At 59.3% G+C, this 20516-nt stretch carries 16 protein-coding genes and 2 pseudogenes; 8 read left to right on the forward strand and 10 right to left on the reverse strand.

Going from position 1 to position 20516, the window contains the following annotated elements:
• Window positions 1-142: 142 nt before the first annotated feature.
• A complete protein-coding gene (locus RGV33_RS19465) occupies window positions 143-1141 on the reverse strand; it encodes a quinone oxidoreductase (protein WP_322145690.1) in 999 nt (332 codons plus the stop codon).
• A 102-nt stretch (window positions 1142-1243) separates the two neighbouring features.
• Between RGV33_RS19465 and RGV33_RS19470 the strand changes: the two genes are divergently transcribed.
• Complete coding sequence (locus RGV33_RS19470) at window positions 1244-2107, forward strand: LysR family transcriptional regulator (RefSeq protein WP_322145691.1); 864 nt, start codon at window positions 1244-1246, stop codon at window positions 2105-2107.
• Window positions 2108-2113: 6 nt separating this feature from the next.
• Here the strand turns inward: RGV33_RS19470 and RGV33_RS19475 are convergent, their stop codons facing one another.
• Window positions 2114-2515, reverse strand: coding sequence for a cupin domain-containing protein (locus RGV33_RS19475; RefSeq protein WP_017479045.1), 402 nt, complete (start codon window positions 2513-2515; stop codon window positions 2114-2116).
• A gap of 71 nt (window positions 2516-2586) precedes the next feature.
• The gene (locus tag RGV33_RS19480; RefSeq protein ID WP_322145692.1) at window positions 2587-3582 is read right to left on the reverse strand and encodes an aldo/keto reductase; all 996 of its coding nucleotides are present in this window, start codon (window positions 3580-3582) and stop codon (window positions 2587-2589) included.
• A gap of 99 nt (window positions 3583-3681) precedes the next feature.
• Here RGV33_RS19480 and RGV33_RS19485 point away from each other — a divergent pair, with 99 nt between their 5' ends.
• Entirely contained in the window at window positions 3682-4575 is an 894-nt protein-coding gene (locus RGV33_RS19485; RefSeq protein ID WP_322145693.1) for a LysR family transcriptional regulator, read from the forward strand.
• Here the strand turns inward: RGV33_RS19485 and RGV33_RS19490 are convergent.
• Window positions 4563-5456, reverse strand: coding sequence for a LysR family transcriptional regulator (locus RGV33_RS19490; RefSeq protein ID WP_322145694.1), 894 nt, complete (start codon window positions 5454-5456; stop codon window positions 4563-4565). The two genes, RGV33_RS19485 and RGV33_RS19490, sit on opposite strands and share 13 nt — an antisense overlap.
• Window positions 5457-5573: 117 nt before the next feature.
• Here RGV33_RS19490 and RGV33_RS19495 point away from each other — a divergent pair, with 117 nt between their 5' ends.
• Both RGV33_RS19495 and RGV33_RS19500 read left to right on the forward strand, forming a co-directional pair.
• A complete protein-coding gene (locus RGV33_RS19495) occupies window positions 5574-6014 on the forward strand; it encodes a GFA family protein (RefSeq protein WP_322145695.1) in 441 nt (146 codons plus the stop codon).
• A 274-nt stretch (window positions 6015-6288) separates the two neighbouring features.
• Window positions 6289-7148 (forward strand): annotated as a pseudogene (locus RGV33_RS19500) (IS110 family transposase).
• Window positions 7149-7364: 216 nt separating this feature from the next.
• Here RGV33_RS19500 and RGV33_RS19505 read toward each other — a convergent pair.
• A pseudogene (locus RGV33_RS19505) lies at window positions 7365-7562 on the reverse strand (zinc-binding dehydrogenase); the annotation flags it as partial.
• Window positions 7481-8251 (reverse strand): alcohol dehydrogenase catalytic domain-containing protein, encoded by a 771-nt coding sequence (locus RGV33_RS19510; RefSeq protein WP_416152079.1) that lies wholly within the window; start codon window positions 8249-8251, stop codon window positions 7481-7483. The gene RGV33_RS19510 and the pseudogene RGV33_RS19505, both read right to left, overlap by 82 nt.
• Before the next feature lie 217 nt (window positions 8252-8468).
• Between RGV33_RS19510 and RGV33_RS19515 the strand changes: the two genes are divergently transcribed.
• On the forward strand, window positions 8469-8855 hold the full coding sequence (locus tag RGV33_RS19515) for a LysR substrate-binding domain-containing protein (protein WP_322145698.1): 387 nt from the start codon (window positions 8469-8471) through the stop codon (window positions 8853-8855).
• Between the two features lie 116 nt (window positions 8856-8971).
• Here the strand turns inward: RGV33_RS19515 and RGV33_RS19520 are convergent, their stop codons facing one another.
• Together RGV33_RS19520 and RGV33_RS19525 are read right to left on the reverse strand one after the other, a co-directional pair.
• The gene (locus tag RGV33_RS19520; RefSeq protein WP_322145699.1) at window positions 8972-14149 is read right to left on the reverse strand and encodes an RHS repeat-associated core domain-containing protein; all 5178 of its coding nucleotides are present in this window, start codon (window positions 14147-14149) and stop codon (window positions 8972-8974) included.
• 72 nt (window positions 14150-14221) lie between these two features.
• Window positions 14222-14695 carry a hypothetical protein gene (locus RGV33_RS19525; protein ID WP_322145700.1) on the reverse strand — a complete coding sequence of 158 codons (474 nt, stop codon included), beginning with the start codon at window positions 14693-14695 and terminating at the stop codon, window positions 14222-14224.
• 233 nt (window positions 14696-14928) lie between these two features.
• On the opposite strand from RGV33_RS19525, the gene RGV33_RS19530 reads away from it, so the two are divergent.
• The 3 genes from RGV33_RS19530 to RGV33_RS19540 all read left to right on the forward strand — a co-directional run bounded on the left by RGV33_RS19530 (window position 14929) and on the right by RGV33_RS19540 (window position 18125).
• Complete coding sequence (locus tag RGV33_RS19530) at window positions 14929-15978, forward strand: hypothetical protein (protein WP_322145701.1); 1050 nt, start codon at window positions 14929-14931, stop codon at window positions 15976-15978.
• Window positions 15979-16017: 39 nt separating this feature from the next.
• Window positions 16018-16998 carry a hypothetical protein gene (locus RGV33_RS19535; RefSeq protein WP_322145702.1) on the forward strand — a complete coding sequence of 327 codons (981 nt, stop codon included), beginning with the start codon at window positions 16018-16020 and terminating at the stop codon, window positions 16996-16998.
• A 173-nt stretch (window positions 16999-17171) separates the two neighbouring features.
• Complete coding sequence (locus tag RGV33_RS19540; protein WP_322145703.1) at window positions 17172-18125, forward strand: aliphatic sulfonate ABC transporter substrate-binding protein; 954 nt, start codon at window positions 17172-17174, stop codon at window positions 18123-18125.
• A gap of 855 nt (window positions 18126-18980) precedes the next feature.
• On the opposite strand, the gene RGV33_RS19545 is transcribed toward RGV33_RS19540, so the two are convergent.
• Both RGV33_RS19545 and rpiB read right to left on the reverse strand, forming a co-directional pair.
• On the reverse strand, window positions 18981-19961 hold the full coding sequence (locus RGV33_RS19545) for a sugar-binding transcriptional regulator (protein ID WP_076016989.1): 981 nt from the start codon (window positions 19959-19961) through the stop codon (window positions 18981-18983).
• A gap of 63 nt (window positions 19962-20024) precedes the next feature.
• The gene (gene rpiB / locus RGV33_RS19550; RefSeq protein ID WP_155581986.1) at window positions 20025-20486 is read right to left on the reverse strand and encodes a ribose 5-phosphate isomerase B; all 462 of its coding nucleotides are present in this window, start codon (window positions 20484-20486) and stop codon (window positions 20025-20027) included.
• Window positions 20487-20516: the final 30 nt, after the last annotated feature.

Here is a 20516-nt window from a genome sequence, read left to right on the forward strand (position 1 = left end):
GGCTGCGCAGCAGCCCCAATGAATTCACCGCGGTTCTTCAGGAAGGCCTCATTGGCAGGTTCTGGGGCCGCTTCGCAGCCCAGCGGGAGCAAGCTCCCTCGCCACACAAGCGCTCTCGGCTCAGGTAAGTCGTCATTCGCTGTTAGTGCAGTGAACTATCCAGCCACACCACCGCTTTGCCAATCTGCTGCCTTGCCTCTATCCGCGCGTGCACCTCGTGCACGTCCTCCAGGGTGTAGTGCCCTTCGATCTCCACTGTTAGTGCCCCTTCGAGCATGGCCGCGAACACCGCGTTGGCACGCCGCTGCACGGTCGGGCCGTCGGCCATGTGGTCATTGAGTCGTGGGCGCGTCAGGAACAAGGAGCCGGCTTCCCCCAACTCCATCGGATCCAGATCAGTGATCGAACCGGAAACGTTGCCGTAATTGACGATCAACCCACGCGTGCGGCACGCCCTGAAACTCTCGCGCAAGGTGGCCTTGCCCACCGAATCGAACACCACATCCACGCCCTGCCCCTGGGTTGCCTCCAATACCCGCTCGGCAAACCCGACGTACTGCCATGCGTAATCGGCGCCGCGCTGGAGGGCAATCGCAGATTTTTCGGCGCTGCTGCCGGTGGTAAACACCGTGGCGCCGAGTCGATGAGCCATCTGCACCAGCAACTGGCCGATGCTGCCGGACGCGGCGTGGATCAGGCAGCTATTGCCCGCCTGCAACCGCGCCACGTCCTCGATCAGGTAGTGCGCCGTGCAACCCTGGAACATCGCCGCTGCCGCCTGATCGAAGCCAATCGCGTTGGGAAGGTGTGCGACTCGCGCGGCGGGTACGCTGGCGTATTCAGCGAACGCACCCCAGGCAATGCACCAGGCCACGCGATCACCCGGCGCCAGATGGTTCACGCCCTCGCCCACTTCCATCACCACACCGGCGCCTTCCATGCCCAGGGTGCACGGCAGCCGTACCGGATAGGTCACAGACTTCGCGTATTTGCCGTGGCGGGTGTGCACATCCATGAAATTGATCCCGGCGCAGGCCACCTTGACCAGTACATGGCCGGCAGTCACGTGGGGTTTGGGCACATCAAGTCGCAGTTGAACGACCTCCGGGCCGCCGTAGGTTTCAAGGGTGAGGGCTTTCATCACGGGACAACTCCGTTTGCGGTGGGAATGCGCCATGGTAAAAGCCGCTACTCTGTACGAGAATTCCCCAATACCTCCCACCCTCCGTGCGGAAATAACCCGATGTTCGACTGGCAGGACCTGTATTTCTTCACCGTGTTGGCGCGCACCCAGTCGCTGTCGGCGGCCGCCCGCGAGCTGCAGGTGGAACACGCCACCGTCGGCCGGCGCGTCGATGCCCTGGAAAAAGCCCTCGGCGTCAAACTGGTAGACCGCCTGCCCCGCAGCCGCCCACTCACCGAGGAAGGCCTGGCTTTGGCGAAGTTGGCGGCCGGCATGGGCGAGATGGCCACCGAAGTGATGCGCCTGTCCCGCGTGGCCTCCATCGAAGTGGCCGGCACCGTGCGGGTCAGTTGCCCGCCGTCGATTGCCATCCACTGCATCGCCCCCCACGTCGCACGGTTCAGGACAAAGTATCCCAAACTGAATATCGTGTTGATGTCCTCGACAACGCTCGCCGCCCTCGACAAAGGCGAAGCCGACATTGCCCTGCGCACCGTGCGTCCCGATGAAGAAGCGCTGGTGCGCAGGAAGGTCGGCGCGGTGCGATTCGGGCTCTATGCCACCCCCGAGTTCAAACGGTTACCCGCCGAACAGTGGGCATTCATTGCCTATGACGCCGCCCGCGACCATCTGCCCCAACAGGCGTGGATGCATCAGGTGCGCGGCAACCGCACGATTGCCTTTGCCGCCAGCGACCTGATAACCCAGCAAATGGCCGCCCGGTCCCAGGTGGGTGCGGTGGTGTTGCCCACGCTGGTGGGTGATCGCGACGCGGCATTGGTGCGGCTGCCAACAACTACCGAAGGCCCGGTTCGCGATATCTGGCTGACGGTGTACCCGGACATGCGCCGCTCGCCATCGGTGAAGGTGGTGATGGAGTTTTTGGTGAGTTGCATTGAAAGCGAGCCGCAGTTGCGGCGCTGAAGCTGATTACTGCGCCGCGTACTGCTCGTCGCTGACCTGCTCCATCCAGTCCACAACCTTGCCATCGAGCATTTCGTTTATCGCGATATGGGTCATCGCGGTGTTTGCCGTGGCCCCGTGCCAATGCTTGACCCCGGGCGCAATCCACACGGTGTCGCCCGGGCGGATCGCCCGCACGGGCTGGCCCCATTCCTGAACCTGGCCCAAGCCTGCGGTCACGATCAGCGTCTGCCCCAGGGGATGGGTATGCCAGGCGGTACGCGCACCCGGCTCAAAGGTGACAAAGGCTCCGGTGACGCGTGCGGCATCGGTGCCCTTGAAGGGCGAATCGACGCGGACCGTGCCGGTGAAATAATCCGCCGGGCCTTTTGCCGAAGGCTGGGAACCGTTGGGCGTGATGGTCAGCATGGGCGTCTCCTGTGCCGGTGATTCGAGTGCCAGTAATGACAATGAAAGTGCGGTGGCGGCGAGGCTGGTTTTCATAGGCCAGTCATCCGTTCCAGGGCTTCGGGATAACGGTCACCGTGCACCGCGATGTTCGCAGCGGCGACGTCCAGTTCACTGAGTTCTGTCGCACTGAGCTGCACCTCGACGGCCCCCAGGTTTTCCGTCAGGCGCGAGGTTTTGGTGGTGCCTGGAATCGGCACAATCCATGGCTTCTGGGCCAGCAGCCAGGCCAGTGCGATCTGCGAGGGCGTGGCGTTTTTTCGCTGGGCGACCTGGCGCAGCAACGCCACCAGGGCCTGGTTGGCCTGCAAGGCTTCGGGCGTGAACCGCGGCAAACTGCTGCGAAAGTCCGAGCTGTCAAAGGTGCTGTGGCTGTCGAACTTGCCCGTGAGGAAACCTTTGCCCAGTGGGCTGTAAGGCACCAGGCCAATGCCCAGTTCCTCCAGCAGTGGCAGCACCTCGGCCTCCGGCTTGCGCCACCACAGCGAATACTCGCTCTGCAACGCGGTCACTGGTTGAACGGCATGGGCGCGGCGGATGGTCGAGGCGCCCGCTTCAGACAACCCGAAATGCTTGACCTTGCCCTCCTGAATCAAATCCTTCACGGCACCCGCCACGTCTTCGATCGGCACGTTCGGATCAACCCGGTGCTGATAAAACAGGTCGATGACGTCCGTCTTCAGGCGCTTGAGCGACGCTTCAGCCACTTGGCGGATATGCTCCGGGCGGCTGTTGAGGCCGGACCATTTGCCGTTGCCGGACGGGTCCAGGGCAAAGCCGAACTTGGTGGCGATCACCACCTGCTTACGCAGTGGCGACAACGCTTCACCGAGCAACTCTTCGTTGATGAACGGACCATAGACTTCGGCGGTATCGAAGAAGGTCACGCCTTGTTCAACCGCGTTGCGCAGCAAGGCAATCATCTGTTGTTTGTCGCCTGCGGGTCCGTAGCCAAAGCTCATGCCCATGCAACCGAGTCCCAGGGCCGAGACTTCAAGTGGGCTGTTACCGAGTGTGCGTTTAAGCATGGTCATTCTCCGTTCAAGGGCACTGAATCCAATCTAACAGGTACGAATTGTGATAATTAGCCGCTAGAATCTGAAAATACTTATGAGGGTATCTCACCAATGCTCAGGGAAAACGCCAACGACCTGCTCGCCTTTCTGGCGGTAGCCCGGGAGCGCAGCTTTACCAAGGCAGCGGCCAAACTGGGGGTTACCCAGTCGGCGTTGAGCCATACCCTCCGTGCCCTGGAAGCGCGCCTTGGGCTGCGTCTGCTGACCCGCACCACCCGCAGCGTATCGCCCACCGAAGCCGGGCAGCACTTGATCGATACGGTCGGTCCGCACTTCGATGAAATCCAGGTGGGCCTTGAAGGCCTGAGCAACTTGCGGGACAGGCCCTCCGGCACCATTCGCATCAACGCCATGGACCACGCACTGGAGTTCATCCTGTGGCCGGTGCTGAAACCATTCCTGGCGAAGTACCCGGATATCGCCGTGGAGGTGTGTTGCGACTACGGCTTTGTCGACATTGCTGCCCAAGGCTTCGATGCCGGCGTACGTCTTGGGGAAGACGTGGCCCAGGGCATGATTGCCACGCGTATCAGCCCTGATATGCGGATGTTGGTGGTGGGTTCACCGGCCTACTTTGCCCTGCGCGCGATACCGCACACGCCACGGGACTTGACCGATCACGCCTGCAACAACTTGCGCCTGCCCACCAATGGCGGCCTGTATGTGTGGGAGTTCAAGAAAGGCGAGGAAAGCCTGAATGTGCGAGTGTCTGGCCAGGTGACGTTCAATGGTGTGTACCCATTGCTCAAGGCGGCGGTTGACGGCCTCGGCTTGAGCTACGTGCCTGCCGACCTGGTGGCACCTTATCTGGCGGACGGGCGCCTGGTGCAGGTGCTGGATGACTGGTGCGCGCCGTTCGCCGGCTTCCATCTGTATTACCCCAGCCGTCGCCAGGCCTCGCCCGCGTTTGCGCTTTTGGTGGAAGCATTGCGTTATCGCGGTTGAAAGAAATCCGTCAGCGCGCCGCCCAGCGCATCGAACACCAGGGCGATGCGCTGGACCTTGCGCACGTCCTGGTGCATGGCAATCCACACGTCGACGTTGAAATCCACCTGCCCGGGCAGCACCCGCACCAGCCCGTGACGCTGCGCCACCTGGCGTGAACACACGCCAATACCCAACCCGGCACGCAGCGCGGCCAATTGCGCGAGGTGATCGTCGGTGCGGATGAGTGCATTGGGCGCCGAACAGTCGAAACCACGCTCACGCAGGAACTCTATCTCCAGCACGTTGCGGTCGGGCCCGATCAGCGGGTAGCCGTGCAATTGCGCAACAGTGTCCGGGGTACCCTGCTCTGCCAGCAATTCTGGCGTGGCGTACAACCCCACTTGCAGGTCGCCAACCTTGCGCGCGACCACGGTGGTTTCCGTGGGGCGACGGATGCGCACGGCGACGTCGGCCTCCTGCCGGGCCAGGGCTTGCAGGCGATTGGACACGCTCAACTCAATGGCCAATTGCGGATGATCACGGCGCAGGCTGCGCAACATCGGTGGTAGCACCTCGACGCCCAGCAGCTTGCCGCTGGTGAGGCGCACTGTGCCGCTGGCCAGTGCAGCGTCGGCCGAGGCTGCGCGGTTGAAAGCGTTGGCGGCAAGCGCCATCGCTTCCACGTGGCTGATCAGGTCCTTGGCGGTGTCGGTGGGCAGCAATCCTGCGGGTGAGCGGATAAACAGGCTGACGCCGACGCTCTGCTCCAGCGCTTCAATGCGCCGCCGCGCCGTGGCCTGGGCGATCCCCAGCACACGGGCCGCGCCCGACAGGCTGCCGGTGCGCAGCACGGCGAGAAAGGCGCGCTGGGTTTCCCATTGGAGTTGCGGGGCGTTCATACATTTCCTGTGAGCCGCTGGGCAGTTTTGGCGGATGTTCTTTGTTCGGGGGCTGCGGCATGCTGGCGAGCATAACCGATGGGCCTCGCGCCCTCACTGTGCAAAGGATCGTTTTTAATGACACTCACCGGCCAATGCCGCTGCTCCAGCGTGACCTACACCCTCAATACCGACACGCCGCCGGCGGTGTATGCCTGCCATTGCCGCCATTGCCAGACCTGGAGCGGCAGCGCGTTTGCGCTGCATGCGCTGTTGCCGGCGGATGCGCTGCAGATTGAAGGTTCGCTGACAGAATATGGCTATGACGTTGATGGGCAGCGTTCGGAGCATTGGTTGTGCGGGGTGTGCCATACGCGGATCTGCAACACCACGACGGCCGCGCCAGGGCTGGTTGTGCTGCGGGTCGGGACGCTGGATGCGAGCCCGTCCGTGCAGCCTGTCGCGCATATTTGGGTGCGGCACAAGCAGCCTTGGGTGACGTTGACGGAGGGTGTTCCGACCTGGCCGCAAAGCCCTACGCCCCAGGCGTTTGCGCAGGCGTTGAGCGTTCCCCTGTAGACATGACTCACACAAACCCTGTGGCGAGGGAGCCCCCGCAGCCTGCGTCGAGGCTGCGCTGTCGCGCAGCAAACTGGTTCATCGTAAAGTTGGAGAACGCGAGCGTGGCAAAGGCCGTAACCAGCACTGGTGTTTGCGCACCCGAGAGGGAGAGTGGCCTGCACGGTATCGGCGTGGTTGAAAGCATGGCGCAAGCCATGACCTCGTATAAGAGAGTGAATCCGCTCGCCACCGTGTACCCCGCCCGCGTCGTTCAATCCTGCGAGGAATTGCCATGGCGCGCAAGAACCAAAAGCGTTTTGAGATCGTTCATCCTGATTGTGCTGGTATTGATGTGGGTGGCGGTGAGCACTGGGTTGCGGTTGACCCAGAGAAATGTAAGGACCCCGTTCGTAAATTTTCAACCTTCACCGATGACTTGATTGCTTTGGCCGATTGGCTTGAGTCAATGGACGTCAACGTCGTAGCCATGGAAGCGACGGGCGTCTACTGGATTCCCCTTTTCGAAGTGCTGGACGCTCGCGGGTTCGAGGTTTACCTCGTCAACTCACGTGCTACTCGCCAGACCTCTGGTCGAAAATCCGATGTCCTTGATTGTCAGTGGATTCGGCAACTGATGACGTACGGATTGCTCAGTGGTGCTTTCGTGCCTTGAACAAAATAATGGGCGTGGATTTAACAGCAATCCCTACCATTGGAATCGACACAGCTCTGGTATTAGCCAGCGAACTGGGGCCGGATTTATCCAAGTTTCCCAGTTCTCAGCACTTTTGTTCTTGGCTGGGTTTGGCGCCACCGACACGGATATCCGGTGGAAAACCCCTTCCAGGTAAAGCGCCGAAAGTCATCAATCGAGCCGCCCAGGCCCTGAAACAAGCCGCCTCCAACGCGCGCCAGGACAAGAGTTTTATCGGCGCCAGCCATCGCGCCAGACTGACGAGAATGGACACCTGCTGCGCGATCAAAGCCACAGCCCATCAATTAGCACGGCTGATTTACGCCATGCTGACCAAAGGCCAACCGTATGTGGAAAAGGGACTTGAAGCCTTTGAGGAGAAAAGTCGTGACCGCCAACTACGCGCCTTGGAACGAAAGGCACGTAAGCTGGGGATGCAGGTAGTTAAAGTCGCTTGATTTTTTATAGCGAAAACAGCGAGTTATATTTTGTTTGATAAGAGCTTGCTCCCGTTGGGTTGCGCAGCAGCCCCAATGAATTCACCGCGGTTCTTCAGGAAGGCCTCATTGGCAGGTTCTGGGGCCGCTTCGCAGCCCAGCGGGAGCAAGCTCCCTCGCCACATAAGCTCCCTCGCCACACAAGCGCTCTCAGCTCAGGTAAGTCGTCATTCGCTGTTAGTGCAGTGAACTATCCAGCCACACCACCGCTTTGCCAATCTGCTGCCTTGCCTCTATCCGCGCGTGCACCTCGTGCACTTCCTCCAGGGTGTAGTGCCCTTCTATATCCACTGTTAGTGCCCCTTCGAGCATCGCCGCGAACACCGCATTGGCACGCCGCTGCACGGTCGGGCCGTCGGCCATGTGGTCATTGAGTCACACCACATCCACGCCCTGCCCTGCCCCTGGGTTGCCTCCAATACCCGCTCGGCAAACCCGACGTACTGCCATGCGTAATCGGCGCCGCGCTGGAGGGCAATCGCAGATTTTTCGGCGCTGCTGCCGGTGGTAAACACCGTGGCGCCGAGTCGATGAGCCATCTGCACCAGCAACTGGCCGATGCTGCCGGACGCGGCGTGGATCAGGCAGCTATTGCCCGCCTGCAACCGCCCCACGTCCTCGATCAGGTAGTGCGCCGTGCAACCCTGGAACATCGCCGCTGCCGCCTGACCGAAGCCAATCGCGTTGGGAAGGTGTGCGACTCGCGCGGCGGGTACGCTGGCGTATTCAGCAAATGCGCCCCAGGCAATGCACCAGGCCACGCGATCACCCGGCGCCAGATGGTTCACGCCCTCGCCCACTTCCATCACTACACCGGCGCCGTCCATGCCCAGGGTGCACGGCAGCCGTACCGGATAGGTCACAGACTTCGCGTATTTGCCCTGGCGGGTGTGCACATCCATGAAATTGATCCCGGCGCAGGCAACCTTGACCAGTACATGGCCGGCAGTCACTTGGGGTTTGGGCACATCAAGTCGCAGTTGAACGACCTCCGGGCCGCCGTAGGTTTCAAGGGTGAGGGCTTTCATCACGGGACAACTCCGTTTGCAGTGGGAATGCGCCATGGTAAAAGCCGCTATTCTGTACGAGAATTCCCCTATACCTCCCACCCTCCGTGCGGAAATAACCCGATGTTCGACTGGCAGGACCTGTATTTCTTCACCGTGTTGGCGCGCACCCAGTCGCTGTCGGCGGCCGCCCGCGAGCTGCAGGTGGAACACGCCAGCCCTGCGCACCGTGCGTCCCGATGAGGAAGCGCTGGTACGCAGAAAGGTCGGCGCCGTGCGTTTCGGACTCTATGCCACGCCCGAGCTCAAACAACAGCCCGCTGAACAGTGGACATTCATTGCCTATGACGCGACCCGCGACCACCTGCCCCAACAGGCGTGGATGCATCAGGTGCGCGGCAACCGCACGATTGCCTTTGCCGCCAGCGACCTGATAACCCAGCAAATGGCCGCCCGGTCCCAGGTGGGTGCAGTGGTGTTGCCCATGCTGGTGGGTGATCACGACGCGGCATTGGTGCGGCTGCCAACAACTACCGAAGGCCCGGTTCGCGATATCTGGCTGACGGTGTATCCGGATATGCGCCGCTCGCCTTCGGTGAAGGTGGTGATGGAGTTTTTGGTGAGTTGTATTGAAAGCGAGCCGCGTATGGCTAGGGCCTGAACGAGCCAAAGCAAACGCGCCCACCGCATCGGTATTTAACGCAAGTGTTTGAACAATCGTGCCTAACTCGTAATAGCGCATCCATAGAGAGACAGCGACAAAAGCAAAGGCGCTTATCAACGCCTTCTCGACAATCTCCTGGCCGGATAGAACGTTTTCAATGTGGCTTTGTTAAATGCCGAATAAGTGTTTCCCAACCCAACTTTGCGCAAGAGCTGACCGTATAATCCCGGCGTGGGCACCCCAATGAAATTAGCATTCGAACGCGTCATTGGTTTTGTTACAGATGAGGAGGTCACCTGAAAGCCCTGAATTCCCTCAGCGGCTCGAACCGGGCGCTGCAGCGCATTGGCAACTGCCTGAGCAGCGCCGCTATCAGCTGCATAGCAAGCGACTAAAATCAGCGGCTGGTCAGGGGGATAGGCTACCACCAACGGCGCGATCTCATGATTTGCAATGAGAGTAGCGGAATATTGCCTCCCGTTTCCATAGGAGGCTAGTGTGCCATCGGGCAAACCGTGTGTGACGTATACAAGTTGCCCGCGCCCATGGAGGTTATCAAAAAAACTTACGTAGGGTTCTATCAGTCCTTCAGGGTGTTTCATGAGCACGCTCACACCGTTATCCAAAGTTTCCTGCGCGACATCAGACAAACCACCACCGGACACACGAATACCGCCGGGGTATAGTTGTAGCTTTTGCGCCCACCCACCAATAAGCTTTCCGACTCTTGCAGCGGCCTTCATCGCTCCAGGAACTACAGCGACAACAGACGCAGCTACCCCAGTGCCCATGGAGACAAAACCGAGAATTTTTGCTGCCTGTTTATTGTCCGTCGCTTCCAGAATAGGCACCGCCAACCCGGCCGCCATCGAGACCGCCGTGAGTGCCACCGCCGTCACCGTAAAGGCAGAGAGTGATGCCGCTCCCGCAACAACTGCGCCTACCGTGGCAGATGTGATTGTTCCGCTCATCATTGACGCCATCAACGGCGCTACCACGGGTGTCAGCGAGCCAGCCGAGAGTGCAATGGCGACTGCCCCGAACACCAGCCCCACCCCTGCTCCGATCCAGCTCCACAGACTGTGCCCATCCGGGTCTACCCGGTTCACCGGGTCACCACCGCAATACGCATAACGATTCAGCCCGCCTGCGCCCAACGGGCTTTCACTGTCCGGTGCAAGGAATAGCATGAGCACCGGGTCGTAAGGCCGGTAACTGCCAGGCATATAGAGATCACTCTCAAGCTCACGCAGTTGCCCGGCATAACCCATTCGGCTTTGTGCAACGCCATCGTCACTGCCGTGAGCGGTGTAACTGACCAACCGAGTCTCGTGGTCAGACTCCACGCGAACCGAGCCTTGGCCATCACTGCCGGTCAGGCGCACGCTACGTATGGACTGGCTCAATCGACTTTCGGCGAATACGGCGCTGGCAGAACGCACCAACGTCAATAAAGAGCCATCCGCGCTACGCTCGTTGATGACTTGGTCGCCGTTGTAAAAGCGAAGTGTGATACCCGCAGCGGTTTGCTCCTCCCCAACGCGTCCCATCGGGTCATAGCGGTAATCGTTGCTCGCGCCCTTCCCTGTAACGCGGCGTACAAGCCCGTCGGTGCTCCATTCCAACTGACGATATGGCACATCGTTACGCCGCTCCTCAAGCAACCTGCCAGCCGCGTCCCAGACCAGAGCAATGTCGACGTCCTGCACACCGCGATGGGTGATCGCGACCGGACGATCCGGTGCCATGGTGTCATAGCGGTACGTCATGAGAGTGCGGGTAGCATCGGCGAAGAGCGTCTCGACTTTTTCGTAGCCATCCAGCGCATTCAACGTAAACAGCTGCTGGCTGATGCGTTTACCGGTGCGAGCGTCCTGCGGCGCCTTTGGGCCGCTGGCGTCGATTTGAATCAGGCGGCCACGGGCATCGTACGCGTAGTGCTCTTCGCTTTGCAGGGCGCCGGCCAGCTCCCAACGACGACGGGTGACCTTGTCGCGGCCATTGAAGGCCAAGGTTTGCACGACTCTCTGGCGGGGCCCATTACCGGTGTTATCCCAGGTACGGCTCCGCTCGCGGCCGAAGGCATCATAGGTCAGCGCCTGGGTCAGGGTGCTGCCTTTAGCTGTATCGGTTGTGGTGATGGAATCGACCCGGCCAAAGGCGTCATAGTTAGGTTTTACAGTGATAGTCCCTGACACCTGCTGGGCAACTCGCCCGACGCTGTCATATTCGACCTGGTGCACCGTTCCACCCACATCGGTGAAACTCAGAGGGCGCCGCAGCAATGTCTCGCTGGATGTGCTGGTAAAAGTGTCGTTGCCCACTGTCCAGTGCTCCCTGAGCACGCGCCCCGCAGCGGAGTATTCGATATTGAGCCGGCCCAACTCACCACCGATTTCAGTCAGGTAACCATTCGGCGCGCTATAGCTGTAGGTGCTGGCGACTTCGTTTTGCGGGCTGACACTCAGCCGGGCGTCATCGAGCGCACGCTCATAGGTCATCTTGGTCATGTGACCATTGGCCTGGACCAGAGAATCGGGAGGAAGCTGGCCTTTAAGATAATTCAACCGGTCGATCTTGCCCCCTGACTTCAGCGTGACGGGCCGCCCCAGCCCATCGTAGGTGACCTCGGCCAGCACTTGCTCTGTACCGCCGCTGGCGGTGAGCGTCACTTTCGCCGGCTGCTCGCCATCGCTCTGGGCTGCATAACTCCAACGCACAACGCTGCCGTCTTCTCGCGTGACGGCCGTGGTACGGCCAAACACGTCGCGCTCGGTGCGGGTATGGGTCGTCTGTCCATCGGCAACCACCGTATGGGTGACAGGTCGGTTCAGACCGTCAAATGTCCAGCTTTCCACACGTACCACCGCACCCGGTTTACCGTCGACACCACGCGGCTCACGCAGGGTGACTTTTTCGACTTCGCCGGCCTCGTTGTGCAGTATTTCGGTTTCTGCGCCGAATTCGCCGGTGCGGCTCTGCTTCCAATGACGGCTGATCAACCTGATCGGGTCATAGTCGGTATGACCACTGGTGCCGTCGGGTTGATGCTGAACGCGAATCTCGCCCCAACTGCCCGACTCACGGCGGGTGGTCAGCCGGATGGGCTCGGTTTCGCCCGGCAGCCAGTCGTGCACGGTTTCTTGCGTCAATTCACCTTCGTGGTCATAAACGCCCGACCACATTTCGCGAAACGCTTGGCCGGTGATATCTGCGTCCTGGCGCTCCTCACGCACCGGACGCCCGTCGCCGTCAAGGTAGCGGCGCAGTTTCTGTCCGGTGATGTCGGTTTCCTCTACCACCACGGCGCGTTGATGTTTACTGTCGGCAAGGGTGTAACGGTAAGACTGGGTAACCGCATAGGGGGTACCCACCGATGCTTCGCGCGTCAGGATGCGGCCTAACGCGTCATAGGTATAAACGGTCTCCAGGCCATTTTCATTGCACTCACTTAATGTCAGGCCGCTGAGTGCGTTACGCAGCGTCTGCGTGGGAGTCGACAAGCCGTCATGCCCGGTATGAATCACGGTTTCACGGATGCCTTCGGTTTCGATACTGCGCTGAAAATCAGTGGTGGTAGCAAAACCGTTGAGGGTATTGATGCTTTGCACCGGCTGGCCGAAAAACGCGCTGTTGATGTCGGTGTCCCAACTCTGCGCCGTGGTGCCAATCAGCTCAGGCGATGGTCCGCCCACGGACAATGCGGTTTCCTTGATCGACACCAACACCTGCACATCGTCGGCTTTGCGGCTGGGCAGGCGTTCATAGACGCGGCATGTTTCCAAGGTAGGCGCACCACCTGCGGGCGTAGCCGGGACAAGGGTTTGGCTCTTCAGCCAGCGTACAAAAGGACTACCGTCGTCCGGGCAGCCATCCCCCCCGCCCAGCGGGTAGTAAACGGATCGCTCCACACGCCCGTCGGAGTAGCGCTTTTCCAGCACATTGCCATAGTCGTCGTAATCGGTTTCTTCACGGAACTCCCTGGGCGGCTGCTCACCGTCGTCGAACCGCGTAACGGTCGCTACCGGTAACTGGCACCAGGCAGGCTGGCTGCTCCATCCTAAGTTGGGGTCGTCGCCGTACGTGGTTTCCTTGGTGGTGGTCCTTGCTTGCGCCACCGCAACGCCATGTTCCACTTGAGTGCTGAAACGGGTGATCACTTCTCGGGTTTGCAGGTGGAAGCGATTCCAGGTGCGTTGGGCGGTGGCAATTGTTTCGCCCTTTATGTTCTGCACCGTTTCGACGGCGCTATAGCTGTAGCGCTCCCGGCGGTAGAGGTTATCGGTAACGTCCTGCCAACCGCCCGGTACGGGGGAATCGCCACCGAGAAAGTTGGCCGAGCCGAGGTAGGTGTAGTTGCGGTAAATTTCCGGCTGCCCGGCGCCGGGCACATGGCGCAGGCTGCGGATTCTCGGCAGCGTCGCCAACGGCGCACCCGGCGGCAGGAGATGCCCTTGCTTGCCCGTGTCGTATTGCACACGGTCCTCACTGCCCAATGGTCCGAGCACCTCATTGGGAAATAACAGGCCACTGTCCCGGTCGGGCTGGTAACGAAAGGTCCAGCGGCTCTCGCCATCCGGCAAGATCAGGTGAGTCAGTTGCCCATTCAACACCTGCAAAATAATCCTCGACTCGCTGGTGGTCCCTGGGTGCATGACAAACACCACACCCTCACGGTCCATAACAACCCGTAGCAGCGGGTGCAAAGGCCCACGCTCATCCCACACACTGTCCAGCCGGAACTGATTACCGCCCGCCGGCTCCCACTTGAAAAACGCCAGTCTCCCTTGGGGTGAGCGCATCTCTACCACCATCGCCAGGCCGCTGCTCTCCTGAACCTCCAACCATTCGGTATCACCGCTTTTATGCTCGACGCGGAACACCCGCCCGCTCGCACCGATCTGCCGCACCACAAAACTGCGCAACTTCTGGTCGTGAAACGCCATCAAGCCGTTGGGACGAAAGTCGGAATTACGCCGATCAAGGCTGAACTGCTCGCCGGTAATCAAGGAGAGCTGGTTGTTATTCAGGTCAAGCAGTGAACAGCCCAACTGCCAGCCGAGCCCGAAGCCACGATTGGTATGAGAGGCCAGCGGGCTGAAGTGCAATGTCGGACTGATAAAAGGCCCGGCCAAAGCGTTGGCTTGCAGCGCAGGAAGTTTCGCGACCAGGGTAAACTGGCCAGTGCGTACGTCGACGCCAGTGTTGACGAAACTGAGAAAGTTGCCGGCCTGGGAATAAAGACCACCATTGGCGATGCGCTTAAGTGTTTCGGAGACCGTGTTATTCATGTCAACTCCCGCACTGCAAAGCCGGTGAAATAATTAAAATACATACTGGCATCTCCGCCTAAATTAGTTAAATCAAGACGCACTCCACACGCACGACACCTGCCCTGCTAACTGTTTTCCACCTTTGGTATCAGCATCAGCCGCATATATCCCAGGCGCAATTTCTATTAGATTTGGCACATTAAATGCGGCGTCCACCCTCAAAAGAGGCGAGGTCGAACCATAGACAGGATCAATGATCAAATACAGTGCCCAAGGTTCTTTCCTGGTGCAATCGGGATCATCGGTAATCAGTATCATCATTCCATCCGTGGGGTTTTCCAATTTAAAATAATAGGCATCGTCATTAACACAACCTCGCATTTTTTTTAGTTTGTGATCGCCAGGAGTTAACGCAAAACTACAGTTAAAACTGGTTTCTCCCTGGCGGTTATAAAGATACATTAACGGCACCACACTCGGATCACTTCGTTTCTCAGAAGCTTGCACAACGCACATAGCTTCAAGACCCGCCAGCATCACCAATAATATCTTCAGAAGTTTCATCTGCGCATCCTCTAAGATCGGCGTTGATAGTCATTTGGATGCTGCTCCTTACATTGGCCGTCCGTCACCTGTGAGAAATGACAGTACCGACGAACGGCTCATTCCCAACATGGTCACCCACTCGAGCGTGTGATAGCCGTCTGTCGGAACTGTTATTTCTAACAGGTTCGAAAAACCGGCGTCACGAGTACAACGAGCATACCTGGTGTCATCACGTAACCAACGTGGGAACCTTGCATGAGATTATCGATATGAAAACGCATGACAACTCAGTCAACAACGCTGTCAGCCTCAGTTATTTACTGATAGAGACCGAAGCTTTTCAATTCCAACAAAACGCACAAGCTCGATTGTTTTCCAACGGGGTTCAAACATGCGTAGTGTTGATTACCCTGCAAGCACGCAACAGTAACGGTGAAGTTGTAGCCATTCCCAATGACTTGAATGTGAACGCTGTCCCTTATACATCGGCTACCGGCAACTGGGTCAGCACGATGACGCCGGCGCCGAACGGAATTCTTGCGTTTCCCGAGCACATAATTCCGCGGGCCGAAGCGGCACACTCAACCCCACTGTCAGGCGCAAACCCCGAAAACCTTCAAACATTCCGGCGTTATATCAGCTATACCGGCATTCCTGACGGAACGACCATTCAATTCGCGGCACAAGTCAAACTAGGTAATACAACCTATATCAGTAACCAGCGTGATGTTCCCTACGGCGGAGAGGGACTAAATGGCAGATTCAACAGTAGCTTCATCTTGCGGTCAGTGCAGCCGCCCCACTATGCGACTTACAACGGAGGCCTGATAATCAGCGGCCCCGTAGAAGTGTTCAGCGGTCAGATTGGGGGCTACACCACTAAGGTACGGAATTCTTACGCCAGCTTGCGTTACCCCGGAACTTCGACCGCCATCAACATTCATTCAGGTTCAACGAGCGCCGCCGATTCGTCCCTGCACGACAACAAGGCGACTGCGTTTGGTGACGCAGGCAGTACGGTGGCTAAGAAGAATATTCCCACCACTAATCGTCTGGGGCAGGCACTGAACCAAGCACTGTCAACTATTCGCGATCCGCGAGCTGGCTCCATTGCAGTGGCCGTAGGGATGTTTTCACAGTTCAACGAGTTATTTCCAGCTCGGCAAACCAGCCATTACGGCGGCGCCACCGATGTGTACGGCAACCCCATCAGATTGGCCGTCACGCTAACCTCCATCCAGCCCAACCGCGACCCATGGAATTATCAATTGAGCATTGAATGGGCGGGCAATCAGAGCTAACACGCACCAACCCTTCGCAGCTTTTACCAAGGAGTTCTTATGAGTACTCATGCATCCAAACCTCCGCTTGATAGCTGGTTGATCGAGCTGGCCCCCTTCATCACCTCTCCAACCAATCGGGTTTATCCAAATGGACGCCAGCAGATAGAAGTGACCGTGCTGGTTGAATCTCGATCCATCCATCCCTTGAAGCCGGAAGAGCGCGCCAGCGTCCGGCTGATGGTGCGTGACCGCCTTGGCAGGTTGTCACCGCTACCTCAGGGCCACGAGGCGAGTTTGCCGTGGTTTTTCAGCCATACACGCAATGCTTACCTTGAATATCCAGGCACTCAAAAGCGCGAACAGGCAGCTTCGCCTTCTGAGGTGTACACCCCAAGCTTTTATGTCTCGGCGGGCAAGCTCGAGCCGGGCCAAAGCCTTGAAACGCTGTACGTGGGCATTACACGGTATACGGATGAAGGGCAGTACGAGTATGTCACCGACGGTACTACGACCGGTTTCAACGGCTATGTCGAAGTACGCACCGCTGAAATCCCGACTTTTCACGTGCCTGGCAACTACACCTTCGAACGCACCTTGACGGCGGGCAATGATGCATCGGACATATTCACCTGGCAGTACGCGCTGGCGGGGGCCAATGTGCAGCAACCCGTGGTGCGGTTCGTGTCCGGCCACATGGTGCCAGCAGGCATGATCCAGTGGAGCGACAGGAATCCGTCCGTAACTCAGGCCTCCAACGTCGGCTATGCGCCTCCGGGTGAGTCCACGCTCCACTACAATCCTGCGATTAAGCTGGGCACGGTTTTCAAACCGGTACCCCAAGCGAAAAACGCCAAACCGGGTCACCTGACGATTGTGCTGCAGGGCTCCAACAACATCCCCTACGACAGTCAGAGCGCAATCAATCACAACGGGCCCTGTGAGGTGAAGGCGATTGATGTATATGGCAACGAACACCAACTCGAGATCCGCTTTAACAACGCTTCACCTCAGGGCCGCCTTGAATTGGTGCTGGGTTGACGCTCTGCTGACGGGGAAGCACTGAGTCAACGTTGACGCTCAGCGCTTCTCCCGATGTTGAAAGGCCGCGAACGGCACACCCGATTAAGCCCTAAGCTAAGACCGAAAAATTATTTATCGAATAGTTTTTAGAACAATAAGCTGACCTTAATTCATTGAGAGTCGAGCACGCCATGCCCCTGTTTCCGCTCCATCGCCTTTTCATCGTAGGCCTCGCCACACTGGGCCTCTGCACGACCCTGAACACTCAAGCCCAGGAAACCGTACGCATCGGCTACCAGAAATCCTCGACCCTGATCACCTTGCTGAAAACCCAGGGCACCCTGGAAAAAGCCCTCAAGGCCGACGGCATTGACGTCACCTGGCACGAGTTCCCCAGTGGCCTGCCGCTGCTGGAAGCGCTGAACGTCGGCAACGTCGATATCAGCGCCGATGTGGCTGACACCGTGCCGATCTTCGCCCAGGCCGCCCAGGCCAAACTCACTTACTTCGCTCAGGAGGCGCCGTCGCCGCAAGCGCAGGCGATCGTGGTGCGCAAGGACTCGCCGATCCAGCAACTGGCGGATTTGAAAGGCAAGAAAATCGCCGTGACCAAGGCTGCCGGCACTCACTACCTGCTGATCGCCGCCCTGAACAAGGCGGGCCTGGCGTTCTCGGATATCGAGCCGGCGTACCTGACGCCTGCCGATGGTCGCGCGGCTTTCGAAAACAACAAGGTTGATGCCTGGGTCACCTGGGAACCCTTCCTCACCAGCGTGCAGCGTCAACTGCCCACTCGAACCCTGGCGGACGGTACCGGGCTTGCCAGTTACAAGCGTTATTACCTGACGGGTACGCCTTATGCCAAGGCGCATCCCGAGGTGTTGAACGTGGTTTACGAACAATTGCACCAGGCTGGTGAGTGGGTGAAGAGCCATCCGCGTGATGCCGCGAAAGTGCTGGGGCCGTTGTGGGGCAACCTGGATGTGGACACTGTCGAGGCTGCCAATGCTCATCGCAGTTATGAGGTGCAGCCGGTGGCGCTGGATCAGTTGGGAGAGCAGCAGAAGATTGCAGATGCGTTCTTCAAGGCGGGGTTGTTGCCCAAGGCGGTGGATGCGCGGGATGTGCAGGTGTGGAAGCCTTGATGGTTCACGCTGTGGTTGGGGTGGGTGTATATCCGTTATTTGCGTAACGGCCGCTTATGGTTCCGCTCTTACAGCGGGTCACTTTTGAAAAGCGCAAAAGTAACCAAAACGCTCTGCCCCGCCTGTCGGCGCCTCGCTGTGGCTCGGCGTTCCCTCACTCCGGAATTGCTCCGCGGGCCGCCGCGACGGCCCGTCCCTGGCCCGTCGCGGCTAAACCGGCGTCCTGCCGGTTTACCCGCTCCTCAATCCCTGCGTTCGGCCTCGGGCTGAAGGGGGCAGTCAGATCAAAAGCAAGATCAAGTGCACGGCGGCCTGAGAGCCGACCTGAGTGTTAGAAGCCAGATCAAAAGCCAGAGCGAAAGCAGAGCTGCTTTTCTGTAGGAGCTGGCTTGCCTGCGATGCAGGCGACCCGGTCTTTCAGATACACAGAGGCGATGCCATCGCAGGCAAGCCAGCTCCCACATTGGAACCGTGTCCGCTGTTGATTTGCTGTTGCTTTTAACACTCAAGCCGGCCTGTAGGCCGCTGTGTTCTTGATCTGCTTGTGATCTTGATCTTAGGCGCCCCGTCAACCACGCTGGCCGAACGCAGGTAGTACGGAGCGGGTAAACCGGCAGGACGCCGGTTTAGCCGCGACGGGGCAGGGACGCCCCGTCGCGGCGGCCCGCGCAGTACTACCGGAGTTGAGGGCACACCGAGCCCAAGCGAGGTGCCGAGTGGTGGGGCAAGAGCGTTTTGCTTACTTTTGCGCTGTTCAAAAGTGAGCCGCTGTAAGAGCGGAACCCATTTCAGCAACACCCCAAATAATGGATATACCCCCCCAACTCAACCCAAAAAATTGATCTATCGCGCGCCTCAGCCTTTACGCGTCGCATCATCCAACGCCAGGATGGTATGCGCATTGGTCACCGTTGTAGCCAGGGTATTAATCACCCCCGACCGCAACGCCCCCAACGTCGCCGCCGCCTTGGTGTTTTCACTGGCAATCGCCACCACATCCGGAATCCGGAACAGCTCCTGCACCGTCAACCCGATCACCCGCCCCTGGATGGCGTTGACCGCCGGCTGCCCGTGGATGTCGATAAAGTCATACCCCATCATGTCCCCCACAGTCCCGGACAAACGTGCCTGGGCGATTTCCTGCGGTGAAAACCAACCCATGCGCACCATGTTGCTGTTTTCACTCATGTCACCGATGCCGATCAATGCCATGTCGGCACGGCGGGCGCGGTCGAGTGTGGAACGCACGGTGTCATTGCTGATCAACACCCCGCGCAATTCCGGATTGGCCACCAGCGCCGGGGCGTACAAGCTTTCACTCTCGCCCCCAAAGCGCAGGGCCAGCCGCCGGCAGATGTGGTCGGGGTTCATGTATTCACCGGCCTTGAGCGAACCGCCAATGGCGCACACAAACGTGCAGTTGCGGGTCACCGGCAAGAACACGTTGTCGGCCACCGCGCCAACATTACGCCCCATGCCGACCGCGACGATCATGCCGTCGCTGAGGGTTTTGTTCAGGTAGTTGGCCACCAGGCTGGCAACGGCCGAACGCTGGGTGTCGGGGTCGCTGTGGTCAACCGCGATCAAGGCGCGGTCCAGTTGGAAGCGCTCCACCAGCGCCTGTTCCAACTCGTTGTTCATCGCCGGGTGCTGCAACACCCGCACCTCGACGATGCCTTCGTCCCGTGCGCGTTTGAGCAGGCGGCTGACTTTTGCCCGGGACAGGTCGAAGCGCTTGGCGATGGCTTCCTGAGTGACGTTCTCAAGGTAATAGAGCATCGCCACTTCGGTCATCAGGTCGATGTCGCTGGCGATGCGCTGGGTACTGTCACTCATGGGCACGGGCTTCCGTTTCGGTGTCAAAGGCGCATTCTCCCGACTCTTGCCCCGTTCCGTCCACTACTGATGCCCGTCACGCTCGATCGCGTTGATGCGGTCGACCTTGGCCCCGGAGCGCGCGGCTTCGAACTCCGACTCCAGGAAGGATTTGACGACGCTCTTGGCCAGCTCCGCGCCGATCACCCGTGCACCAATGGACAGGATCTGCGCATCGTTGCTCTTGCGCGCCCGCTCCGCCGAATAGGTGTCGTGGGCCTGGGCCGCGCGAATCCCCAGGACTTTATTGGCCGAGATGGCCATGCCGATGCCGGTGCCGCACACCAGCACGCCCAGCCGTTGCTGGCCGGCATTGATCGCCGTGGCCACGGCCAGGGCGATGTCGGGGTACAGCACCGGCGCCGTGGAATGGGTGCCGAAGTCGGTCACCGGGTAACCCAGCGCCTCAATGTGGCGCTTCAACAGTTCTTTGAGCTCATAACCCGCTTCATCGCATCCGATAGCCACCGGGAAAGGTGTGTTCATGGCGTTTGGCTCCGCTGCCGTTTTGGGTAC

This window comes from Pseudomonas sp. Bout1 (genome assembly GCF_034314165.1).
GTDB lineage: Bacteria > Pseudomonadota > Gammaproteobacteria > Pseudomonadales > Pseudomonadaceae > Aquipseudomonas.

Bases quoted from the DNA above. Each gene is read 5' to 3' on its own strand.
- RGV33_RS19475 (WP_017479045.1), bottom strand. From the start codon at position 2,515: ATGCTGACCATCACGCCCAACGGTTCCCAGCCTTCGGCAAAAGGCCCG.
- RGV33_RS19520 (WP_322145699.1), bottom strand. From the start codon at position 14,149: ATGAATAACACGGTCTCCGAAACACTTAAGCGCATCGCCAATGGTGGT.
- RGV33_RS19540 (WP_322145703.1), top strand. From the start codon at position 17,172: ATGCCCCTGTTTCCGCTCCATCGCCTTTTCATCGTAGGCCTCGCCACA.
- RGV33_RS19495 (WP_322145695.1), top strand. From the start codon at position 5,574: ATGACACTCACCGGCCAATGCCGCTGCTCCAGCGTGACCTACACCCTC.
- RGV33_RS19470 (WP_322145691.1), top strand. From the start codon at position 1,244: ATGTTCGACTGGCAGGACCTGTATTTCTTCACCGTGTTGGCGCGCACC.
- RGV33_RS19480 (WP_322145692.1), bottom strand. From the start codon at position 3,582: ATGCTTAAACGCACACTCGGTAACAGCCCACTTGAAGTCTCGGCCCTG.
- RGV33_RS19485 (WP_322145693.1), top strand. From the start codon at position 3,682: ATGCTCAGGGAAAACGCCAACGACCTGCTCGCCTTTCTGGCGGTAGCC.
- RGV33_RS19545 (WP_076016989.1), bottom strand. From the start codon at position 19,961: ATGAGTGACAGTACCCAGCGCATCGCCAGCGACATCGACCTGATGACC.
- RGV33_RS19525 (WP_322145700.1), bottom strand. From the start codon at position 14,695: ATGAAACTTCTGAAGATATTATTGGTGATGCTGGCGGGTCTTGAAGCT.
- RGV33_RS19465 (WP_322145690.1), bottom strand. From the start codon at position 1,141: ATGAAAGCCCTCACCCTTGAAACCTACGGCGGCCCGGAGGTCGTTCAA.
- RGV33_RS19510 (WP_416152079.1), bottom strand. From the start codon at position 8,251: ATGGCGCATTCCCACTGCAAACGGAGTTGTCCCGTGATGAAAGCCCTC.
- RGV33_RS19490 (WP_322145694.1), bottom strand. From the start codon at position 5,456: ATGAACGCCCCGCAACTCCAATGGGAAACCCAGCGCGCCTTTCTCGCC.
- rpiB (WP_155581986.1), bottom strand. From the start codon at position 20,486: ATGAACACACCTTTCCCGGTGGCTATCGGATGCGATGAAGCGGGTTAT.
- RGV33_RS19535 (WP_322145702.1), top strand. From the start codon at position 16,018: ATGAGTACTCATGCATCCAAACCTCCGCTTGATAGCTGGTTGATCGAG.